General features: G+C 67.4%; 16 protein-coding genes and 2 tRNA genes. 10 read left to right on the top strand and 8 right to left on the bottom strand.

The genetic code is table 11. The features are described 5' to 3' along the window. The first annotated feature begins 12 nt into the window (after window positions 1–12). Window positions 13–1,290 carry a deoxyguanosinetriphosphate triphosphohydrolase gene (locus tag CAM01S_RS09635; protein ID WP_066520334.1) on the top strand — a complete coding sequence of 426 codons (1,278 nt, stop codon included), beginning with the start codon at window positions 13–15 and terminating at the stop codon, window positions 1,288–1,290. A gap of 19 nt (window positions 1,291–1,309) precedes the next feature. Here the strand turns inward: CAM01S_RS09635 and CAM01S_RS09630 are convergent, their stop codons facing one another. The 5 genes from CAM01S_RS09630 to CAM01S_RS09610 all read right to left on the bottom strand — a co-directional run bounded on the left by CAM01S_RS09630 (window position 1,310) and on the right by CAM01S_RS09610 (window position 5,587). After that, a complete protein-coding gene (locus CAM01S_RS09630) occupies window positions 1,310–2,467 on the bottom strand; it encodes an ABC transporter permease (protein WP_066520328.1) in 1,158 nt (385 codons plus the stop codon). Then, on the bottom strand, window positions 2,464–3,075 hold the full coding sequence (locus CAM01S_RS09625) for an ABC transporter ATP-binding protein (protein WP_217999729.1): 612 nt from the start codon (window positions 3,073–3,075) through the stop codon (window positions 2,464–2,466). The genes CAM01S_RS09630 and CAM01S_RS09625 overlap by 4 nt, the downstream gene beginning before the upstream one ends. Window positions 3,076–3,148: 73 nt before the next feature. After that, window positions 3,149–4,330, bottom strand: a complete 1,182-nt coding sequence (locus tag CAM01S_RS09620) for a hypothetical protein (protein WP_066520326.1) — start codon at window positions 4,328–4,330, stop codon at window positions 3,149–3,151. Then, complete coding sequence (locus CAM01S_RS09615) at window positions 4,323–5,195, bottom strand: hypothetical protein (RefSeq protein WP_066520325.1); 873 nt, start codon at window positions 5,193–5,195, stop codon at window positions 4,323–4,325. The genes CAM01S_RS09620 and CAM01S_RS09615 overlap by 8 nt, the downstream gene beginning before the upstream one ends. A gap of 47 nt (window positions 5,196–5,242) precedes the next feature. Next, window positions 5,243–5,587: a hypothetical protein gene (locus CAM01S_RS09610; protein ID WP_066520322.1), complete on the bottom strand. Its 345-nt coding sequence runs from the start codon at window positions 5,585–5,587 to the stop codon at window positions 5,243–5,245. Window positions 5,588–5,718: 131 nt separating this feature from the next. Here CAM01S_RS09610 and dnaG point away from each other — a divergent pair, with 131 nt between their 5' ends. The 4 genes from dnaG (at window position 5,719) to CAM01S_RS09590 (ending at window position 9,855) form a co-directional block, all read left to right on the top strand. Continuing rightward, window positions 5,719–7,692, top strand: a complete 1,974-nt coding sequence (gene dnaG, locus CAM01S_RS09605; protein WP_066520320.1) for a DNA primase — start codon at window positions 5,719–5,721, stop codon at window positions 7,690–7,692. 20 nt (window positions 7,693–7,712) lie between these two features. Next, on the top strand, window positions 7,713–8,642 hold the full coding sequence (locus CAM01S_RS09600) for an ATP-binding cassette domain-containing protein (RefSeq protein ID WP_066520317.1): 930 nt from the start codon (window positions 7,713–7,715) through the stop codon (window positions 8,640–8,642). After that, complete coding sequence (locus CAM01S_RS09595; protein ID WP_066520310.1) at window positions 8,639–9,664, top strand: D-isomer specific 2-hydroxyacid dehydrogenase family protein; 1,026 nt, start codon at window positions 8,639–8,641, stop codon at window positions 9,662–9,664. The genes CAM01S_RS09600 and CAM01S_RS09595 overlap by 4 nt, the downstream gene beginning before the upstream one ends. A gap of 118 nt (window positions 9,665–9,782) precedes the next feature. After that, a tRNA-Asn gene (locus tag CAM01S_RS09590) sits at window positions 9,783–9,855 on the top strand. 100 nt (window positions 9,856–9,955) lie between these two features. Here CAM01S_RS09590 and def read toward each other — a convergent pair. Then, window positions 9,956–10,531, bottom strand: coding sequence for a peptide deformylase (gene def / locus CAM01S_RS09585; protein ID WP_066520307.1), 576 nt, complete (start codon window positions 10,529–10,531; stop codon window positions 9,956–9,958). 40 nt (window positions 10,532–10,571) lie between these two features. Here def and CAM01S_RS09580 point away from each other — a divergent pair, with 40 nt between their 5' ends. The 5 genes from CAM01S_RS09580 (at window position 10,572) to CAM01S_RS09560 (ending at window position 14,961) form a co-directional block, all read left to right on the top strand. Then, on the top strand, window positions 10,572–11,507 hold the full coding sequence (locus tag CAM01S_RS09580; RefSeq protein WP_245631599.1) for a multidrug DMT transporter permease: 936 nt from the start codon (window positions 10,572–10,574) through the stop codon (window positions 11,505–11,507). Window positions 11,508–11,633: 126 nt separating this feature from the next. Continuing rightward, window positions 11,634–12,893, top strand: coding sequence for a glycosyltransferase (locus CAM01S_RS09575; RefSeq protein WP_245631598.1), 1,260 nt, complete (start codon window positions 11,634–11,636; stop codon window positions 12,891–12,893). Further along, window positions 12,884–12,958: transfer RNA gene (locus CAM01S_RS09570), tRNA-Ile, on the top strand. Before CAM01S_RS09575 ends, CAM01S_RS09570 begins: the two co-directional genes overlap by 10 nt. A gap of 80 nt (window positions 12,959–13,038) precedes the next feature. Next, the gene (locus CAM01S_RS09565) at window positions 13,039–14,160 is read left to right on the top strand and encodes an AI-2E family transporter (protein ID WP_083527917.1); all 1,122 of its coding nucleotides are present in this window, start codon (window positions 13,039–13,041) and stop codon (window positions 14,158–14,160) included. Window positions 14,161–14,421: 261 nt separating this feature from the next. Beyond that, window positions 14,422–14,961, top strand: coding sequence for a DUF3145 domain-containing protein (locus CAM01S_RS09560; RefSeq protein ID WP_066520304.1), 540 nt, complete (start codon window positions 14,422–14,424; stop codon window positions 14,959–14,961). Window positions 14,962–15,114: 153 nt separating this feature from the next. Here the strand turns inward: CAM01S_RS09560 and CAM01S_RS09555 are convergent, their stop codons facing one another. After that, window positions 15,115–16,362 carry a beta-ketoacyl-[acyl-carrier-protein] synthase family protein gene (locus tag CAM01S_RS09555; RefSeq protein ID WP_066520301.1) on the bottom strand — a complete coding sequence of 416 codons (1,248 nt, stop codon included), beginning with the start codon at window positions 16,360–16,362 and terminating at the stop codon, window positions 15,115–15,117. A gap of 113 nt (window positions 16,363–16,475) precedes the next feature. Next, window positions 16,476–16,724 (bottom strand): acyl carrier protein, encoded by a 249-nt coding sequence (locus tag CAM01S_RS09550; RefSeq protein ID WP_066520299.1) that lies wholly within the window; start codon window positions 16,722–16,724, stop codon window positions 16,476–16,478. Window positions 16,725–16,740 lie beyond the last annotated feature (16 nt).

Raw genomic sequence — 16,740 nt, 5'->3', positions numbered from 1 at the left:
GGAGGAGTGTGAATGGGAGCGAGCGCGAGTTACGGGCCGGCTGACGCGGAGCGCTGGCTCCCGGAGGAGCATTCCAATCGACGGAGTGACTTCGCACGCGATCGGGCTCGGCTCCTGCACTCGAGCGCGTTACGTCGACTCGCCGCGAAGACGCAGGTGCTCAGCCCGACGACGGGTATGGACTTCGCGCGCAACCGCCTGACGCATTCGCTCGAGGTCGCGCAAGTGGGGCGTGAGCTCGCGGACAGCCTGGGGCTCGACCCGGACGTCGTCGACACTGCGTGTCTTGCCCACGACATCGGCCACCCGCCGTTCGGACACAACGGGGAAAGCGCCCTGAACGAGTGGGCGGCAGACTGCGGCGGGTTCGAAGGCAATGCGCAGACCCTCCGCCTGCTCACACGCCTCGAGCCGAAGGTGTACAGCGACGACGGTCGCCCCTTCGGACTGAACCTCACGCGGGCGAGCCTGGACGCGAGCTGCAAATACCCGTGGCCGGCTGCGCAAGGCACGACAGAGCCGTCGTCCGGACGACGCAAGTTCGGCTTCTACGACGATGACACTCCCGTCTTCGCCTGGCTCCGAGCGCAGGCGCCGCGCCGACAGCGGTGCATCGAGGCGCAGGTCATGGATATGTCCGATGACATCGCGTACTCGGTCCACGACTTCGAGGATGCAGTGGTCGCCGGGTTCATCGATGTCGCCGCGCTCGGCGACCGCGTCGGCGAGAACGACATCGTCTCCGCGATGCACGCCTGGGTCGGCGATGACCTCAGCCGGGACGAGCTCCTCGACGCGTTCGATCGGCTCCGATCGATGTCGCTCTGGATGACCACGTACGAGGCATCCCGACGCGACCAGGCGCGGTTGAAGAATCTGACAAGCCAGCTCATCGGACGGTTCGCGCGAACCGCGACGGAGGCGACTCGCGCCTCCTACGCGTCGGGATCGCTCGTGCGGTTCGCCGCGAGCGTCGTCGTTCCGCCCGAGATCATCAGTGAGATCGCGGTACTGAAGGGCGTCGTCGCAGCTTTCGTCATGACGCACGACGACCGACGTCCGGTGTATGAGGAGCAGCGCCGTCTCCTGACGGAGCTGCTCGACGCGCTCTGGCAAAGTGGCGGCATCGATCTCGAACCAGGCTTCGCGGCCGACTGGCGTGCTGCTGACGGGGATGCGGCACGGCGCCGGGTCGTCCTGGACCAGGTTGCGAGCCTCACAGACCAGAGCGCGATCGCATGGCATCGGAGGCTCGTGATCGGCGATCGGGCGCCGGTCACCCTGGTCTGAGATCGGCGGCTCGGACGCGTCACTCCGTTCGGAGCAGATCGGCCGGGTTGACTCTGGACGCCGTCCACGCAGGGAACGCGCCCGCGGCTGCGCCGACGAGCGCGCTCGCGGGAAGGACGAGCAACAACTCCGGCCTGAGGATGAGCGACCAGTTTTGGAGCTGAGCGCCGGTGGCGGCAACGAGCACGCCGAGAGCGAAGCCCGCCGCTCCACCGATCAGCCCGAGAATCGTCGCCTCGAGGAGGAATCGCGTTCCGATCGACGCTCTGGTCTCGCCCATTGCCCGGCCGATGCCGATCTCGCGTCGCCGCTCACGAACGGCGATCTGCATCGTGGTCACGAAGCCTGCGAGCGCAGAGATCAGCACGATGGTCGAGATGCTCACGACGAAGGCTCGGCTTCCGGAAAGGAGCTGGCGCCGCAACTGCTCCGGTGACGGGTCGGTACCGATGGACACATTCTCGGGATCCTCCGGAAACACCGCGACCGGGAGGACATCGGCGAGGGCATCAGCGTTACCGGCGTGTGCCATGATCTGCATGGCACGCTGCTCCGGAAGGATCCCGAGCCGTTGCGCGGTTGCCGGTGGCAGCAGGACCGATGTGTTCGCACTCGAACCATCGAGCCCGTCGCGGACGACGCCGCTCACGAACACGCTGACGCCATTGACTCGGAGCGTGTTCGATCCGTCTGTTGGAGAGAGTCTGAGTTCCTTGGCTAACGCGGCCCCGATGAGCACGCCATCCGCGATTCCGTCAGGGTCGGCCGAAAAGGTACCCGCGACGATGCGGGCGCCCCGGGCGTCCAGTCCCTCGGCTGTCGTAATGACGCTCGCGACGCGGACCGGCTCGTCGGCCAATGGAGGCTGGGCGCTGACATGCGGGGCGCCTCCATCGCTGTCCGTGTAGGTCCCGGCCCGCAGCGCCCCACCGGTCGTCCGGATCCGCTGTGTCAGTTCCTGCTCGGAGCGTGTCCACGCGTCGTGTGGCAGTGCGGCGATCACCCGATTGGAGCGCAGGCGGTCGACGGTCGCTGCGGTTTCGTGTGCGGCGGTCTCACTGAGGCCCTGCACGCAGACGAGGGTGGCGGTCCCGACCGCTACGGCGGCGACCGTCAGCAGCTGACGGCGCCAGCGGCGAGTCACAGCGAGCACGGAGATGGAGAGCGCGCTGTTCATCGGCGCCGCTCGACTCGCCCGTCGGTCACGACGAGTTCGGCCCCGCAGCGTTCCGCGACCGAGGGGTCGTGCGTGACGACCACAACAGCGCAGCCGCGGGTACGCGCGCCGAGGATCAGATCGAGCACGCGGCTGGCGTTCCGGGAGTCGAGGTTGCCGGTTGGCTCGTCGCACAGCAGCAGATCCGGTGCGGCGACGAGCGCTCGTGCCACGGCGACGCGCTGTTGCTCGCCCCCGCTCAGCACGTTCGGGCGGGCCCACGCCCGGTGCGGGAGCCCGACTCGGGAGAGCTCCGCGGCGGCGCGCTCGCGTCGATCCTGCCACGATCGACCCGATATCCGGAGTGGCTCGGCGACATTCTCGACAGCGGTGAGATGCGGCACGAGGTGGAATGCCTGGAAGACGAACGCGATCCGTTCGCGACGGAGCCGGGTGCGTTCACGGTCACGCAGCCCGGCGGTGTGGAGGCCGTTCACCGCGTAGTCGCCGGACGTCGGTTCGTCGAGAAGCCCGAGAATGCCCAGGAGGGTGGACTTGCCCGAGCCGCTCGGTCCGACGATCGCTGTTGACTCACCGCTCCGCAGGTCGAACGACACGTCGCTGAGCACGCGCTGGTCCGAAGCAAATGACCGGCAGATCCGGTCGAGCGACGCGACAATTCGGGGACTTGTGGGTTGCGACTCAACGGGCACTTGCATCGGGGAGCCGTATCGCTCGACCAGCGGAGATGTTCGAGCCGGAGATCGAACAGACTCCGTGGGCGCAGAGACCAACTGAGATCGGCAGCGTTATGCCGTCGCGCGCCACGAGCCATCGTTCGCTCCCTCTCGAGCGGATCGCGACTTCCGCGACACGGAGGCCGTCATCGGGCGTCGTCGCGACAGTCACCGTCGCTGACCCCGTCGCTCCGAGTGAAACCCGGTCGGCAGTGTCGAGCGCGAACGATGCCCCGCGGACCCTGCCGCCGGGATCCGAACCAGAGGCCGAAGTGGTATCCGCGCCGTTCGTGCCCTCCGTCCCGTCGCCAGGTTCTGTCGATGCATCGGAAATGCGCGATCCAACGCTGGCTGCGATTGAGGAGCCATCCGCGAGCGCGACGGTCACCGGTTGCCCAGCCTCAATGGCATCGGCTTCGCTGTCGGGAACAGTCATTCGGAGCAAGCCTGTCGGAGGGAGGAGCCGACAGAGCGGCCCATTGACGACGGTGCCGCTCTGCCCGCATCGCGTGGTCGAAACCACAGGAACCCTCGGAGCGGCGACGAGTTCGCCTTCTGGGACCGCGGTGCCGGTCGCTGTCGTGAGGTCGGTTGGGGTTCCGGTCGAGTCGACGGGCTGATGCGACCTGTCACGGTACAGAAAGAACACTGCCCGAGCGGTCCCCGGGCCGAACTTCCCGCTCGCGTCACTGCCGAGTCCGTACCCGAGTCCTCGAAGTCCGCGCTGGAGCGCGTCGACATCGCGTCCAACTGTGCCAACGGTCATGGACCGGTAGAACGGGACGTCGCTCGTGATAAGAAATGTCGGGCGCTCGTTGACGACAGCGATGACGGCACCCTCGTCGAGCGGGGTGTCCGGGGCAGCGCCTTCTCGGGTGACGATGCGCGTTCCGCTGGTGCTCTCGGCGGCTCCGGATACGACGCTCGCCCCGTCCGTCATCACCGTGACGCTGCCGGAAACGGACCGGCGAACCGAACCGGACTCGATCACGGTCACCCCAGTGTGGAGGGATGGAGTCGGCGTCGACGCCTGGGACTGCTCGTGAATGCCGCTGACCGTCAGGGTCGCGGCCGAACCGGCGACGACGACGGCGCTGCAGGTCGCGGCGCCGGCCGTGAACCATCGCGCTCTCCGTGGATCAGCCATTGTCGATGATGTTCTTCGCCTGCTTCTGCGCCGTGCTGAGGTCGTCTCGCCATGCGATGATCTGACCTTCGTGCGCGATGACCCAGTGTCCAGCGGTCCGGAAGAACAAGCTGTTCGTGTCGCTCGTCATGCCGGACTCGTGCTGGCACTTCGCGTCAGTCTCCGCCATGACCGCTTCTGCTGGCTTCGGCGGATCGCCGGGGTCGCGATAGACCCCGAATCGTTCTCGTGCCTGCTTCGAGGCATTCGTTTCCTCTGGCCCGAGCACATAGCCGGACGTTGCCATGCATGACCGGTAGCTGGGGAGATCGCGCTTCAGAACACGAGCAATGGCCGAGGGTTCGAGCTGCGCATAGATCTCGTTGGCGAAATTCTCAAGCCGGAGCGCGGTTTCGACGGAGCCGTAGACCGCGGTCGTACCCTCGGCCGCGCACCCTTCGGCCGAACGCGAGACGGTGCCGCCACGCATGAGCGTGACGCTCACCTGACGAGCGTCGGAGGCTCCGTGGAGCGCGATCGCGAACCTCGTGCTGTCTGCGCTGTCAAGATGTTTCCCGAATGCGCTGATCGGATCGTCCGACTCCCTGATCGTGGTTCCGTATCCGCTGACCCGTGCCGCCGACGCGCTTGCGAACAGGCCGGGCACCCCGGCGATCGACGACGTCGGGTTGTGGGCGAAATCGGAACCATATGGGATATCGAACCCCGCTCGAAGAAGGCAGGAGCGAGTCGCGATGAACTCAGCCTCGGTGACTTCCGAGGGCGTCTGCGCCAGCGCCACCACGCTCCGCTGAAGTCGATCGGGAACGGGGCCCTCTGCCTTCGGAGCGGAGCACGACGAGAGCGCGGAGACGAGAATGCACAATCCTGCAATCCGACGCCATTGACGCGGCACCTGAGATCGCATCAGCGTCAGGCGCAGCCGCCGGCGGTCCCTGCCCAGAGGAAGTCAGTGACCCGATTCATGGTGCCGAGCGTCGAGTAGGACCCCTGGGCGAAGCGGAACCGGATGATGTTGATTCCGGCCTCGACATTTACCGCACACCAGCGGCGACTTTGCGCGTTCTTCGCAGATGACAGAAGGTTGTCGGCGACATCGACGGTCGTGTTCGCGGTCGTCGAGCTCTGCACGAGAATCGAGCCGCTGTAGTTCGTATTGGACCAGCCAGTGAAGGTGGCTGCGCTCGCCGGAGCAGCGACTCCGGCGGCGCCGACGACAGCAATTCCGATGACGGCCGCTGCGAGTGCTTTCCTCATGTGATCTCTCCTCACCTGCGTCGCCGGATGGCAGAACGCTCCGTACACCTTGGCTGCCCTGAAATATTAAAATTTCGAATGAGAGGCAATGGCTCGCGGGGGAGGTCCCCGCTCAGAACTAGGATCATCGGGTGGCACGGATCGCGCGGAACGACATCGACGAGCTCCGCGCGCGCGTCAACATCGCTGAGGTTGTCGGGGACTACGTTGCGCTCAAATCTGCGGGCGTCGGCAGTTTGAAGGGCCTCTGTCCGTTCCACGACGAGCGGTCGCCCTCGTTCCATGTCCGTCCTCAGGTCGGGCGCTACCACTGTTTCGGCTGTGGCGAGGACGGCGACGTGTTCAGCTTCCTGATGAAGCAGGACCACATGTCCTTCCAGGAGGCCGTGGAGCGGATGGCAGCGAAGGTCGGCTTCACGCTGCACTACGAAGAGGGCGACGGCCCGCGGACCGACTACAACACGCGCGCCCGGCTCATCGCGGCGAACGAGGTGGCGCAGGAGTTTTTCGTCGCCCAGCTGACCTCGCCCGGTGCGGAGCCAGGCCGGCGGTTCCTCGGCGAACGCGGATTCGACCCGGCCGCGGCGCAGCGCTTCGGCGTGGGATTCGCCCCCAAATCGTTTGATGCGCTCCGCGACCACCTGACGCGCCGCGGCTTCACCATCGACGAGCTCATCAGCGCAGGGCTGCTGAGTCAGGGTGACCGATCTCCATACGACCGGTTTCGTGGTCGGCTCATCTGGCCGATCCGTGACGTCACCGGCGCGACAATCGGTTTCGGTGCCCGCCGCCTCCTTGAGGACGATAAGGGGCCGAAGTACCTGAACACGCCCGAGACGCCGATCTACCACAAGAGTCACGTGCTCTACGGGATCGATCTCGCTCGGCGCGACATCGCGAAGAGCAAACAGGTCGTCATCGTCGAGGGCTACACCGACGTCATGGCGTGTCACCTCGCAGGGGTCACGACGGCAGTCGCCACGTGTGGAACATCGTTCGGCGTCGATCACATTCGGGTCATCCGACCGATGATCGGCGACTCGGCCGGTCAGGCGCTTTCACAGAGCGGCGAGATCGTGTTCACGTTCGACCCCGACGATGCCGGTCAACGCGCAGCGTCGCGAGCCTTCGCCGAGGAGCAGCGGTTCGCAGCGCAGACCTATGTCGCGGTCGCGCCGGGTGGTCTCGACCCGTGCGACCTCCGGCTGGCGCGCGGCGACGACGCGATCCGACGCCTGGTCGCGGCCCGGCGGCCCATGTTCGAGTTCATGATCCGGCGCCGTCTCGACGCGCACGACCTCGAGACGGTCGAGGGCAGGGTGAGCGCGCTTCGCGAGTCCGCGCCCGTCGTCGCCGGAATCCGCGACCCGGCACTCAGCCAGGGGTATGCGCGGAATCTCGCGGGCTGGTTGGGCATGGACCCCACAGACGTCAGCAGGGCCGTCGCAGCCGCCCGGCGGCGTCCCGAGCAGTCGACGGCGCAGCGCGGTGCTGCCGCGACCGGGTCCGACAGACCTGCATCGACCCAGCGCTCGAGCGAATCGATCGGCGGCCATGGTGCCGATCGGCGCGACGCGAGCGAGCCACGTCGAATGGCGCCGTCCGAAGAGGAGCCCCGTGCCACGATGCGGGCGCTCCCGAACGACCCCGTCACGCGAATGGAACGAGACGCCGTCATGGCGATGGTCCAGCAACCGACACTCGTGGGTGGTCCGCTGCTCGGCCTCGCTGCGGCCGCGCGGTTCTCGAATCCAACGCTCGCAGTCGTCCGCGATGGCGTGGTCGCGAACATTGACGCCGTCGCCGATCCTGCGTGGCTTGACCGAGTGCTTGCAGACGTGCCCGAGCCCCTGCGGACGCTCGTCCAGGAGCTCGCGCTCGCACCGATTCCCGCCCGATCCGATGAAGACCTCGCCGCATACTGCACGAGCATCGTGACGGCGCTCGTCGAGCGCGATCTCCTCGCGCGGAAGGCGTCGCTGCTGGGTCAGTTGCAACGCGCCGATCCGCGCGAGCACGCCGAGCGCCGTGCCGAGTTGCAGCGGCAGCTCGTTGAGATCGACGCGCAGCGCCTCCGGCTTCGCGCGAACGCAGAGGGGCTGTGACCGTGCGTAGGGTTGAGTCCATGGACGCAGCGGTCGTGGCCGACGACGTATCGATCGAGTATCGCGGCTCGGCGGTGACCCGTCCCGTCCGCGCCGTGGATGGCGTGACGTTCACGCTGGAGCACGGCGAGATCCTGGCGATCGTCGGCGAGTCCGGGTCCGGCAAGTCAACCATCGCGGCAGCGATCGCAGGACGCCTCGGTGATCGCCGTGCGGACGAGAGCACCGCGCGGCGCCGGATCGTCGGCGGTCGGCTCGAGGTGCTCGATCAGCAGGTGCGGAACCTCCCGGCACGTTCCCGCCGTCGTACGCGACTCACCGGCCGGATCGGGTACCTCGCGCAAGACGCAGGAGATCGTCTCCCGCCGGACCTCACCGCCGGCGAGACCATTGCGGCGCCGATCTACGCCCGGGATCGTCGGTTCGACCGTCGCGAAGCCGGTCTCATGGTCGCACGCCTCGTCGACGCCGTGCATCTCCCGCTCGGCGTCATCGAGGCAGGCACCTGGGAGCTTTCCAGCGGCCAGCGTCAGCGCGTGGCGCTCGCTCGGGCACTCATCCTCGAGCCGGAACTGCTCGTCGCGGACGAACCAGCCCGCGGCGTCGATGTCCTCGTTCGGCAGTCGGTCCTCGAGGCGCTGACCGGACTGCAGCGGAATCGACGGTTCTCGGCGATCGTGGTCTCAAGCGATCTCCGCGAGGCGCGGGCGCTCGCCGACGCGGTCGCCGTGATGCGGTCCGGGCGGATCATCGGAATCGGTGCGTTCGACGATGTCCTCGACTCGCCGACGGACCCGTACTTGAAGACCCTCGCCGCGACCCTCGGACGGCCGGTCCGTCGGCCGGCTCCGACGTCGCGGCGCGTGGCGAGCGCCGTCGGCGCGGGCGCGATGGCCTCCGCACCTGGGAAGCCGGACGCGGTCGATGACACGCAGGAGGACATGCCATGAGCGAGCAGCCCGTCGGGACCGCCGAGCACGAATATCGCGGACACCGAGCGGTCGTGACCGACGCAGGCCGCCCACTTCCGGGGCCGGTGCCGACCCCCGGACCGGTTGCGATCCTCCCGGAGCCGGGAGCCTTGCCCCGCGAGGCGGTCGAGTCCGCTGGCGTCACGGTCGCTCCGCTCTCCGACGAGACCGCCGGAATCGTGTGGCTCGATCCGCGTGACCCGAACGGTCTGGAGGCTGCGCTCGCCTCCGCCCCGTCCGCCACCTGGGTGCAGCTCCCGTTCGCCGGCGTCGACGCGTTCGCGCATCTCATTGCCGCGCACGGCGATCGAGTGCTGTTCACGAGCGCAAAGGGGGCGTACGCGGAGCCGGTCGCTGAGCACGCGCTCGCACTGACGCTCGCCACCATGCGAGTACTCCCGAAGCGGGCACGCGCCGAATCGTGGTCACGCGAGCCGGAGGGCGTGTCGCTCTACGGTCGGTCAGTGCTCGTGATCGGTGCTGGGGGAATCGCCCTCGAGTACATGCGGCTTCTGCAGCCGTTCGACGTCCGCGTGACGGTGGTCCGGCGGGCCGAGGAGCACGTCCCCGGAGCGACGCGCACGGTCGGCACGGACCGTCTGGACGAGGTGCTCCCGGACGCGGACGTGGTGATGATCGCCGCTGCGATGACCCCGGACACGTCCAAGCTCTTCGGAGCGCGCCAATTCGAGCTCATGCGACCGGAGGCGCGACTCGTCAACATCGCGCGCGGGGGACTGATCGACACCGACGCGCTGGTGGACGCGCTCCACTCCGGAGCGATCGCGGGTGCTGGACTCGACGTCACCGATCCTGAGCCGCTTCCCGACGGGCATCCGCTCTGGCGCGCTCCGAACGTCGTCATCACGCCGCACCAGGCGGACACGCCGGACATGGTGGCTCCGCTCCTCGCCGAACGCATCCGTGTCAACGCCACGGCGTTCCGCGGGGGCCAGGGAACGGGATTCGTCGGCGTTGTCGACCCCGCTGCGGGCTACTGAGCCGGACGTCTGCTCGCGCGCGCTGCCCGCTGCGTGGTCCGTTCGCACTCAGGATTGCTGCTATGCTCGATTCCGCTCCACGGGGGGCGGAGGCTCGCTGAAGCCCCCGGAGCAGTGATCCTCGATAGCTCAATTGGCAGAGCAGCCGGCTGTTAACCGGCAGGTTCTTGGTTCGAGTCCAAGTCGGGGAGCAACGCGAAGGCCCGCATCGTCAGATGCGGGCCTTCTTGCGCTGCTGAGGCTGGCGTTGCTGAGGCTGGCGTTGTCGAGGCAGCGGGTCGATCCGCGCGTTCACCCTTCCGGGTGATCGCGTCCCGGGAGCCACTGCTGTCCCGGCCCACCCCAGCTGCGCTTCCGGATCGCCTTGGCGACCTGCTTCGCGTGCGGGTGCGTGAGACGGTCGGCGTAGAGCACGCCGTCGAGGTGGTCGTACTCGTGCTGGAAGATGCGTGCGAGCCAGCCGTGTGCCTCCAGTTCGAACTCGGTGCCGTGCTCGTCCTGCGCGCGGAGGATCGCCGATGCTGCGCGACGCAACGGGAAGCGCTCGCCCGGAATCGAGAGGCACCCCTCGGACTCGTCATCCTCGTCGAGCTCTTGCTGCGACTCGGGAACGGCCGGACTGATCCAGAGCGTCGGGTTGGCGGCGACGCCGCGCCACGCAGTTCCGTCCTCATCCGTCCATGCGTAGACGAACACCCGCTTGCCGACGCCGACCTGCGGCGCGGCAAGTCCGACGCCGGGGGCCAGCGCGACGGTCTCGAACATGTCGGCGACGAGTTGCTGGAAGTCGTCGTCGAACGCGGTCACGGGCGCAGCGGGGGAGTGGAGGACGGGATCGCCGGTGATGCGAATCGGAAGGACGGCCATTCGTCCAGGTTATCGGGGCGGTCCGGGATAGCCTCGTGGCGTGACCCCGGAGATCAGTGACCTCACCTCCGGTGTCAGCCAGCTTGCGTCGAAGGTCAATCTGACGCCGTTCCAGGCGCTGATGATTCCGGTGGCACTGGTGGGGGCGCTGTTTCTCACCCTCGGAACCCAACTGCAGAGTCGCGGTGTGCAGCGGGTGGAGGCGCGGCTCGGTCGGCAGACCTCCGGCCTCAACGTTCGGCATCTGCTGGCGCTCGTCTCGAGCGGCTATTGGGTGCTCGGCACCGTGATGCTCGGCCTCGCGGTCGTCTTGCAGTTGACGAGCATCACATTTGCGCCGCTGATCGTGGTGCAGCCGCTCGGCGCGGTCGCGCTCGTGCTGACGACCTGGTTCTCAAGCCGGCAGTCGGGGATTCCGCTCAGTGCCGCATCGCGTCGCGCGGTGTGGACGTGCATCATCGGCATCGGGGTATTCGTCTTCATCGCGGCGCTCGTCGGCCACGAGACGGTTATCTCGAGGGCGCAGCTGGTCACGGTGCTCATCGTGCTCGCGGTCGTGTTGGCCCTCGTGCTCGCCTCGTTCCGGTTCGTCGCCCGGCATCGAAGCGCGCTCTACTACATCATCGGTGCTGGCGTGCTCTACGGATTCGTCGCAACCCTCGCAAAGGTCACGCTGAACAGATTCGTCAACCACGCGTTCGACTGGGTGACCGTGTTCGCGATCATCGGGGTGATCGTCGCAGCAGCGCTCGGCGGGTACTTCGTGCAGAACGCGTACTCATCCGGGCCAGCGGACCTGGTCATCGCCGGCCTCACGGTCGTCGATCCGATCATCGCGGTCAGCATCGGCGTGATCGTGCTCCAAGAGGCTGCGGGCGCTCCGGTGATCGCGGTCCTCGGATTCCTTGCCGCCGGGGCGACGGCCGTCACCGGGGTGTTCCTGCTCGCCCGCTACCTGCCCAAAGGGCGTCGCTGATCCGGATCGCGCACACCAGCCCCACTCTGCGAGGATGGGACTGATGGCCCGTGTGCCATGCACCCGCTTCCGAAGGGGTGCGGTAGCGTTTGGGGCCTACCGAGCATGACGAGAGGACGACCCGCCGTGCCAGGATCGGACGAGGCGACCGAGGTGACCCCGCACGTGGACGATGCCGATCTTCCGGTCGACTGGGCACCGGATGCGGGCAGGCGTCTCCGGGTCATGATCGCCGCAGACACGTTCCCACCGGACGTCAATGGGGCCGCCACGTTCGCGGAGCAGCTCGCGGTCGGGCTCGCGCAACGGGGGCACGAAGTCCACGTCATCGCACCGGCCTCCAGTCGGCAACATGGCACCTTCGACGAGGAGCATGGCGGTGTCACGCTGATCGTGCACCGGCTCTTCTCGCTGAAATGGCCACTGCACGCCTGGTTGCGGTTCGCGCTCCCGTGGAATGTGCGCCGTGACGTCGGCCCCATCATGGAGGCCGTCCAACCAGATGTGATCCACATCCAGTCGCATGTCGTGATCGGTCGCGGTGTCGCCCGCGAGGCGTCCGAGCGTGGAATCCGAGTCATCGCGACCAACCACTTCATGCCGGAGAACCTGCTCGAATACGCTCCGTTCGGCAAGCACACGCTGCCGATCGCGCTGAAAATCGCGTGGGGTGACGCAGCGAAGACGTACCGGTTTGCGGACGCGGTGACGGCGCCCACACAGCTCGCTGCCGACTACCTGGAGGCCGCGATCGGCAAGCGCGACGTGATGGCGATCTCCTGTGGCATCGACATCTCGCGCTACGTCTCGATCGACGAGCGCCCAGAGCGGAACGAGATCGTCTTCGTCGGACGGGTTGCGCCGGAGAAGCAACTCGACGTCCTGGTGCGCGCGCTGCGGCACCTTCCGGACGAATTGGAGGCGCGACTCACCATCGTCGGCGACGGCGAGCAGGTGCACAAACTGACGGCGCTGGCACGCGAGCTCGGGCTCGAGCATCGCGTTCGCTTCCTCGGGTTCGTGTCCGACGACGTGAAGCGGCAGACGCTGACCCACGCCACAGTGTTCGCGATGCCCTCGACCGCAGAGTTGCAGAGCATCTCGAGTCTCGAGGGCATGGCATCAGGACTGCCGATCGTCGCCGCGAACGCGATGGCGTTGCCGCATCTCGTCGATGGGAACGGGTACCTGTTCGTCGCCGGCGATGAGCTCGATCTCGCATCGAAGCTCGCCGCGGTGCTCACCGCACCCGAGGACGCCTACCTGCGTATGAAGCGCCGGAGCGTCGAGATGGCTGGGCTGCACGACATCAATCGCACGCTGTCGACGTTCGAGGCGCTGTATCGTGGGAACTCGGTTGCCGCTGGCGCCGGTACGGGGCGGTAGCCAAGCTGGTCAAGGCAGTCGGCTCATAACCGAACGATTCGCGGGTTCGAGTCCCGCCCGCCCTACGATCCCCCGGGAGTTCGCGGATCACGCCTTCCGGCCAGTCTGGCCCTGCGGCGTCGGTTCCCGCCGGTAGGGTCATCCCATGAGAAAGCGCGCCGAGCCTCCGAAGACGGCCCGGCTGCACCCGAACGTGACCATCGACACGAGTCACGGCGATTCGGGCGTTCGAATCAGCGCGTTCCGAATCGGATTCGTCGGCACTCTCGGGGTGCTCGTCGCCATTCTCGCCGGAACGCTGGTCAAAGAGCTCTCGACGGTGTTCGTCTACGTCGGTGTCGCGCTGTTCATCGCGCTCGGGCTGGACCCGCTGGTGTCCTTCCTGGAGCGGTTCATCCCGCGCTGGCTCGCGATCCTCGCCGTCGTGCTCGGGGTGCTCGCCGTGTTTGCCGGGATCATGCTCGCGATCGTGCCCGTCATCGTCGAGCAGGCGGTGAAGCTCGTGCAGAACTTCCCGACGTTCGTCCAGGACGTCTCGCAGTCGCACTGGTTCCAACAGCTGTCCAAGCAGTTCTCCGGCACGTTCGACATCAACAAGTCGCTCCAGTCCGTTCAGACGTTCGTCGAGCAGCCGAGCCACATCCTCAGCTTGAGCGGTGGCCTCCTTGCCGTCGGAGCCGGTATCGCCTCCGGCCTCACCGGCGTGATCATCGTGTTGATCCTGATGCTGTACTTCCTCGCGTCGATGCGCAGTATCAAGCGGCTCACGTATCGGTTCGTGCCGGCGTCGCGCAGAGAGAACTTCGCGGAGGTTACGGAGCAGATCACGCAGTCGGTCGGGCGATATGTCGTCGGGCAGATCGTCGAGGCGGTGCTCAACGGGGTGCTCAGCCTCATCTTCCTCACCATCATCGGTGCCCCGCTGCCGGTATTGCTGGCGACCTTCGCGTTTCTCGGGGCGCTGATCCCGCTCGTCGGAACCCTCGGGGCAGCCATCGTGATCAGCCTGCTCTGCCTGTTCGCGTCGCCGGCGACGGCGTTGGCGTCGGCGATCTACTACCTGATCTACATGCAGGTGGAGGCGTACGTGATCGCTCCGCGGATCATGTCGCGGGCAGTGCAGGTGCCCGGTGCGCTCGTCGTCATCGCCGCAGTCGCGGGCGGCACGATCGGCGGGGTCCTCGGCGCGTTGGTCGCCGTCCCCATCGCCGCGTCGGGCATCATCATCGTGCAGCAGGTCATCTATCCGCGGCAGGATCAGCTCTAGCCGGCCAGGCCACCGCTGCGGCAGGACCAGCTCTCCGCGCCGCGAGGTCACCACTGTCCGTTCCCGCGGCGGTTTCCCGCGGCGGCCTGCTCTTCACACCCTGCTCGATTCGATCGCCGGATTGTCGACACGCATCCTCGCCCGTTGGGCGTGTAGTGGCGCGGAATGCCATGCGCCGTGCATAATGGGCCCTGTCCGCAGGGACATCACAATCAGATATCGAAAGACGGTTCCCGGCGTCGGGATCCTCCACACAGGTCGATGGGGAAGTCGCACCTGACGAACGGAGGAATCGTGACGAAGCAAGGAACCGCGTCCGGGGTGCTGTATGTGCACTCCGCGCCGCGCGCGCTCTGCCCGCACATTGAGTGGGCAGCTGGTCGCGCTATGAGTCGCGCCGTGAACTTCTCGTGGGTCGATCAGCCCGTGCTTGACGGCGCGCGGCGTACCGAGTTCACCTGGACTGGTCCGGCCGGGACGGGCGCGGCGATCGCGTCCGCGCTTCGCGGATGGGAGCACCTCCGGTTCGAGGTCACCGAGGACGCCTCCGCCGAGGCCGACGGCGGCCGCTGGATGCATACGCCCGATCTCGGGGTCTTCTACGCGCAGACCGATGTCGTCGGCAACATGGTCGTTCCGGAGGACCGCATTCGGTATGCGATGGAGGTCGCCGGAAGCAACGCGCTCGAGCTGCAGCGTGAACTCCGGCTCGCGCTCGGCCAGGCGTGGGATGAAGAACTTGAGCCGTTCCGCCGGGTCGGCGAGGCGAACCCGGTGGTGTGGCTTCACCGCGTGGGGTGATCGGCTCGGGTTCCACTCGTCAGGTGCACGTCGAGGGCCGGGAGGTATGAACCTCCCGGCCCTCGTTCGTCCGTCTGTGGCGCAGACCGCGGACGCGCGCACGCTTCGGCCTATCGCCCGAGGCGTACCGTGCCGGGCGCGGGTTCTGCCGCGTCAGGCCGTGCGGAACGCCACAACCGCGTTGTGGCCGCCGAATCCGAAGGAGTTGCTGACCGCGAGGAGGTCGCCGCTCGGCAGCGGTCGCGGAGCGGTCGCGACATCCATGACGATTTCCGGATCCTGTTCGGCGAGGTTGATCGTCGGCGGAGCGACGCGCTCGTGGAGTGCCATCACCGTGAAGAACGCCTCGATCGCGCCGGCACCGCCGAGCAGATGTCCCGTCGACGCCTTCGTCGCTGAGACGACCACGTTGTCGAGATGGTCGCCGAAGACGCGACGCATCGCTTTGTATTCGGCGATGTCGCCAACAGGAGTCGAGGTCGCGTGTGCGTTGACGTGAACGACGTCCTCCCGCGCAGCCCCGGCGTGCTCGAGGGCCTGGATGACCGCACGTGCAGCGGCGCTGCCTTCCGGGTCGGGTGCGGTGATGTGGAACGCGTCCGAGGTGATTCCGGCGCCAGCGACTTCCGCGTAGATGGTGGCACCGCGCGCTTCGGCGTGCTCGCGCGTCTCGAGGATGAGCGCCGCCGCGCCGTCGGCGAGGACGAACCCGTCGCGGGTGACGTCGTATGGGCGGGACGCCGTCTGCGGGCTGTCGTTGCGTCGTGAGAGCGCCTGCATCGCGGCGAACGACGCCAACGGCATCGGGTGCAGTGCCGCCTCAGTGCCGCCTGCGATCACGACGTCGGCGTCGCCGGATGCGACGTGACGGTACGCCTCTGCGAGCGACTCGGTGCTCGATGCGCACGCGGAAAGGTACGTGCGTGCGCCGCCGCGCGCACCGAAGTCCATTTCAATAGCGGCAGCCGGCCCGTTCGCCATGAGCATCGGCACGGTCATCGGGAGGACGCGACGCGGACCCTTCTCGCGAAGCGTGTCCCAGCCGTCGAGGAGGGTGTTGACGCCGCCGATGCCGGTTGCCCAATCGACGACAAGCCGCTCCGGGTCGACGGTCGCGTCGTCGATGCCGGCGTCGGCCCATGCCTCGCGCGCCGCGATGAGGGCGAGCTGCGAGGACGGGTCGAGGCGCTTCATCTCGGGCCGCGTCAGCTGATCGGTGATGAACCGCCGGGCCTGCCCCGCGAAGTGCACCGGGATCTCGTAGCGCTCGACCCAGTCGGCTTCGATCGGAGTGATGCCGGACTCGCCGGCGAGGAGCGCCTGCCAGGATGCGGGTGCCGTCGCGCCGAGGGGCGAGATGGCGCCGACTCCGGTGACGACGACGGTTCGGTTGCTGGTCATGACGACGTACTTTCTCGGTTGGACCGGCGCAGCGCCGGAGGTCGCACTGAACGTCGAACGCCGTGGCCGACGACCCGGTGGGTCAGCGGGCCACGGCGTTCAAGACGGTTCGGTCAGTTCTGCGCCTTGACGATGTAGTCCACGGCGTCACCGACGGTCTTGAGGTTCTTGACTTCCTCGTCCGGGATCTTGACGTCGAACTTCTCTTCGGCGTTGACGACGATGGTCATCATCGAGATCGAGTCGATGTCCAGGTCGTCCGTGAAGGACTTGTCTGCCTGGACGGTGTCGGCAGCAATGCCGGTCTCGTCATTGATGAGCTCGGCAAGGCCGGCGAGGACTTCTTCGTTGGACAGGGCCATTGCTGTTCTCCTTGGG

Source organism: Curtobacterium ammoniigenes NBRC 101786, from assembly GCF_001571045.1.
In the GTDB taxonomy this organism is placed as follows: Bacteria; Actinomycetota; Actinomycetes; order Actinomycetales; family Microbacteriaceae; genus Curtobacterium; species Curtobacterium ammoniigenes.
The sequence above is the reverse complement of the archived record's forward strand: the minus strand, read 5'-3'. Positions and strand labels throughout refer to the sequence as shown.

Bases quoted from the DNA above. Each gene is read 5' to 3' on its own strand.
- CAM01S_RS09565 (WP_083527917.1), top strand. From the start codon at position 13,039: ATGAGAAAGCGCGCCGAGCCTCCGAAGACGGCCCGGCTGCACCCGAAC.
- CAM01S_RS09595 (WP_066520310.1), top strand. From the start codon at position 8,639: ATGAGCGAGCAGCCCGTCGGGACCGCCGAGCACGAATATCGCGGACAC.
- CAM01S_RS09600 (WP_066520317.1), top strand. From the start codon at position 7,713: ATGGACGCAGCGGTCGTGGCCGACGACGTATCGATCGAGTATCGCGGC.
- CAM01S_RS09630 (WP_066520328.1), bottom strand. From the start codon at position 2,467: ATGAACAGCGCGCTCTCCATCTCCGTGCTCGCTGTGACTCGCCGCTGG.
- CAM01S_RS09610 (WP_066520322.1), bottom strand. From the start codon at position 5,587: ATGAGGAAAGCACTCGCAGCGGCCGTCATCGGAATTGCTGTCGTCGGC.
- CAM01S_RS09635 (WP_066520334.1), top strand. From the start codon at position 13: ATGGGAGCGAGCGCGAGTTACGGGCCGGCTGACGCGGAGCGCTGGCTC.
- CAM01S_RS09560 (WP_066520304.1), top strand. From the start codon at position 14,422: ATGGGGAAGTCGCACCTGACGAACGGAGGAATCGTGACGAAGCAAGGA.
- CAM01S_RS09620 (WP_066520326.1), bottom strand. From the start codon at position 4,330: ATGGCTGATCCACGGAGAGCGCGATGGTTCACGGCCGGCGCCGCGACC.
- CAM01S_RS09555 (WP_066520301.1), bottom strand. From the start codon at position 16,362: ATGACCAGCAACCGAACCGTCGTCGTCACCGGAGTCGGCGCCATCTCG.
- CAM01S_RS09550 (WP_066520299.1), bottom strand. From the start codon at position 16,724: ATGGCCCTGTCCAACGAAGAAGTCCTCGCCGGCCTTGCCGAGCTCATC.
- def (WP_066520307.1), bottom strand. From the start codon at position 10,531: ATGGCCGTCCTTCCGATTCGCATCACCGGCGATCCCGTCCTCCACTCC.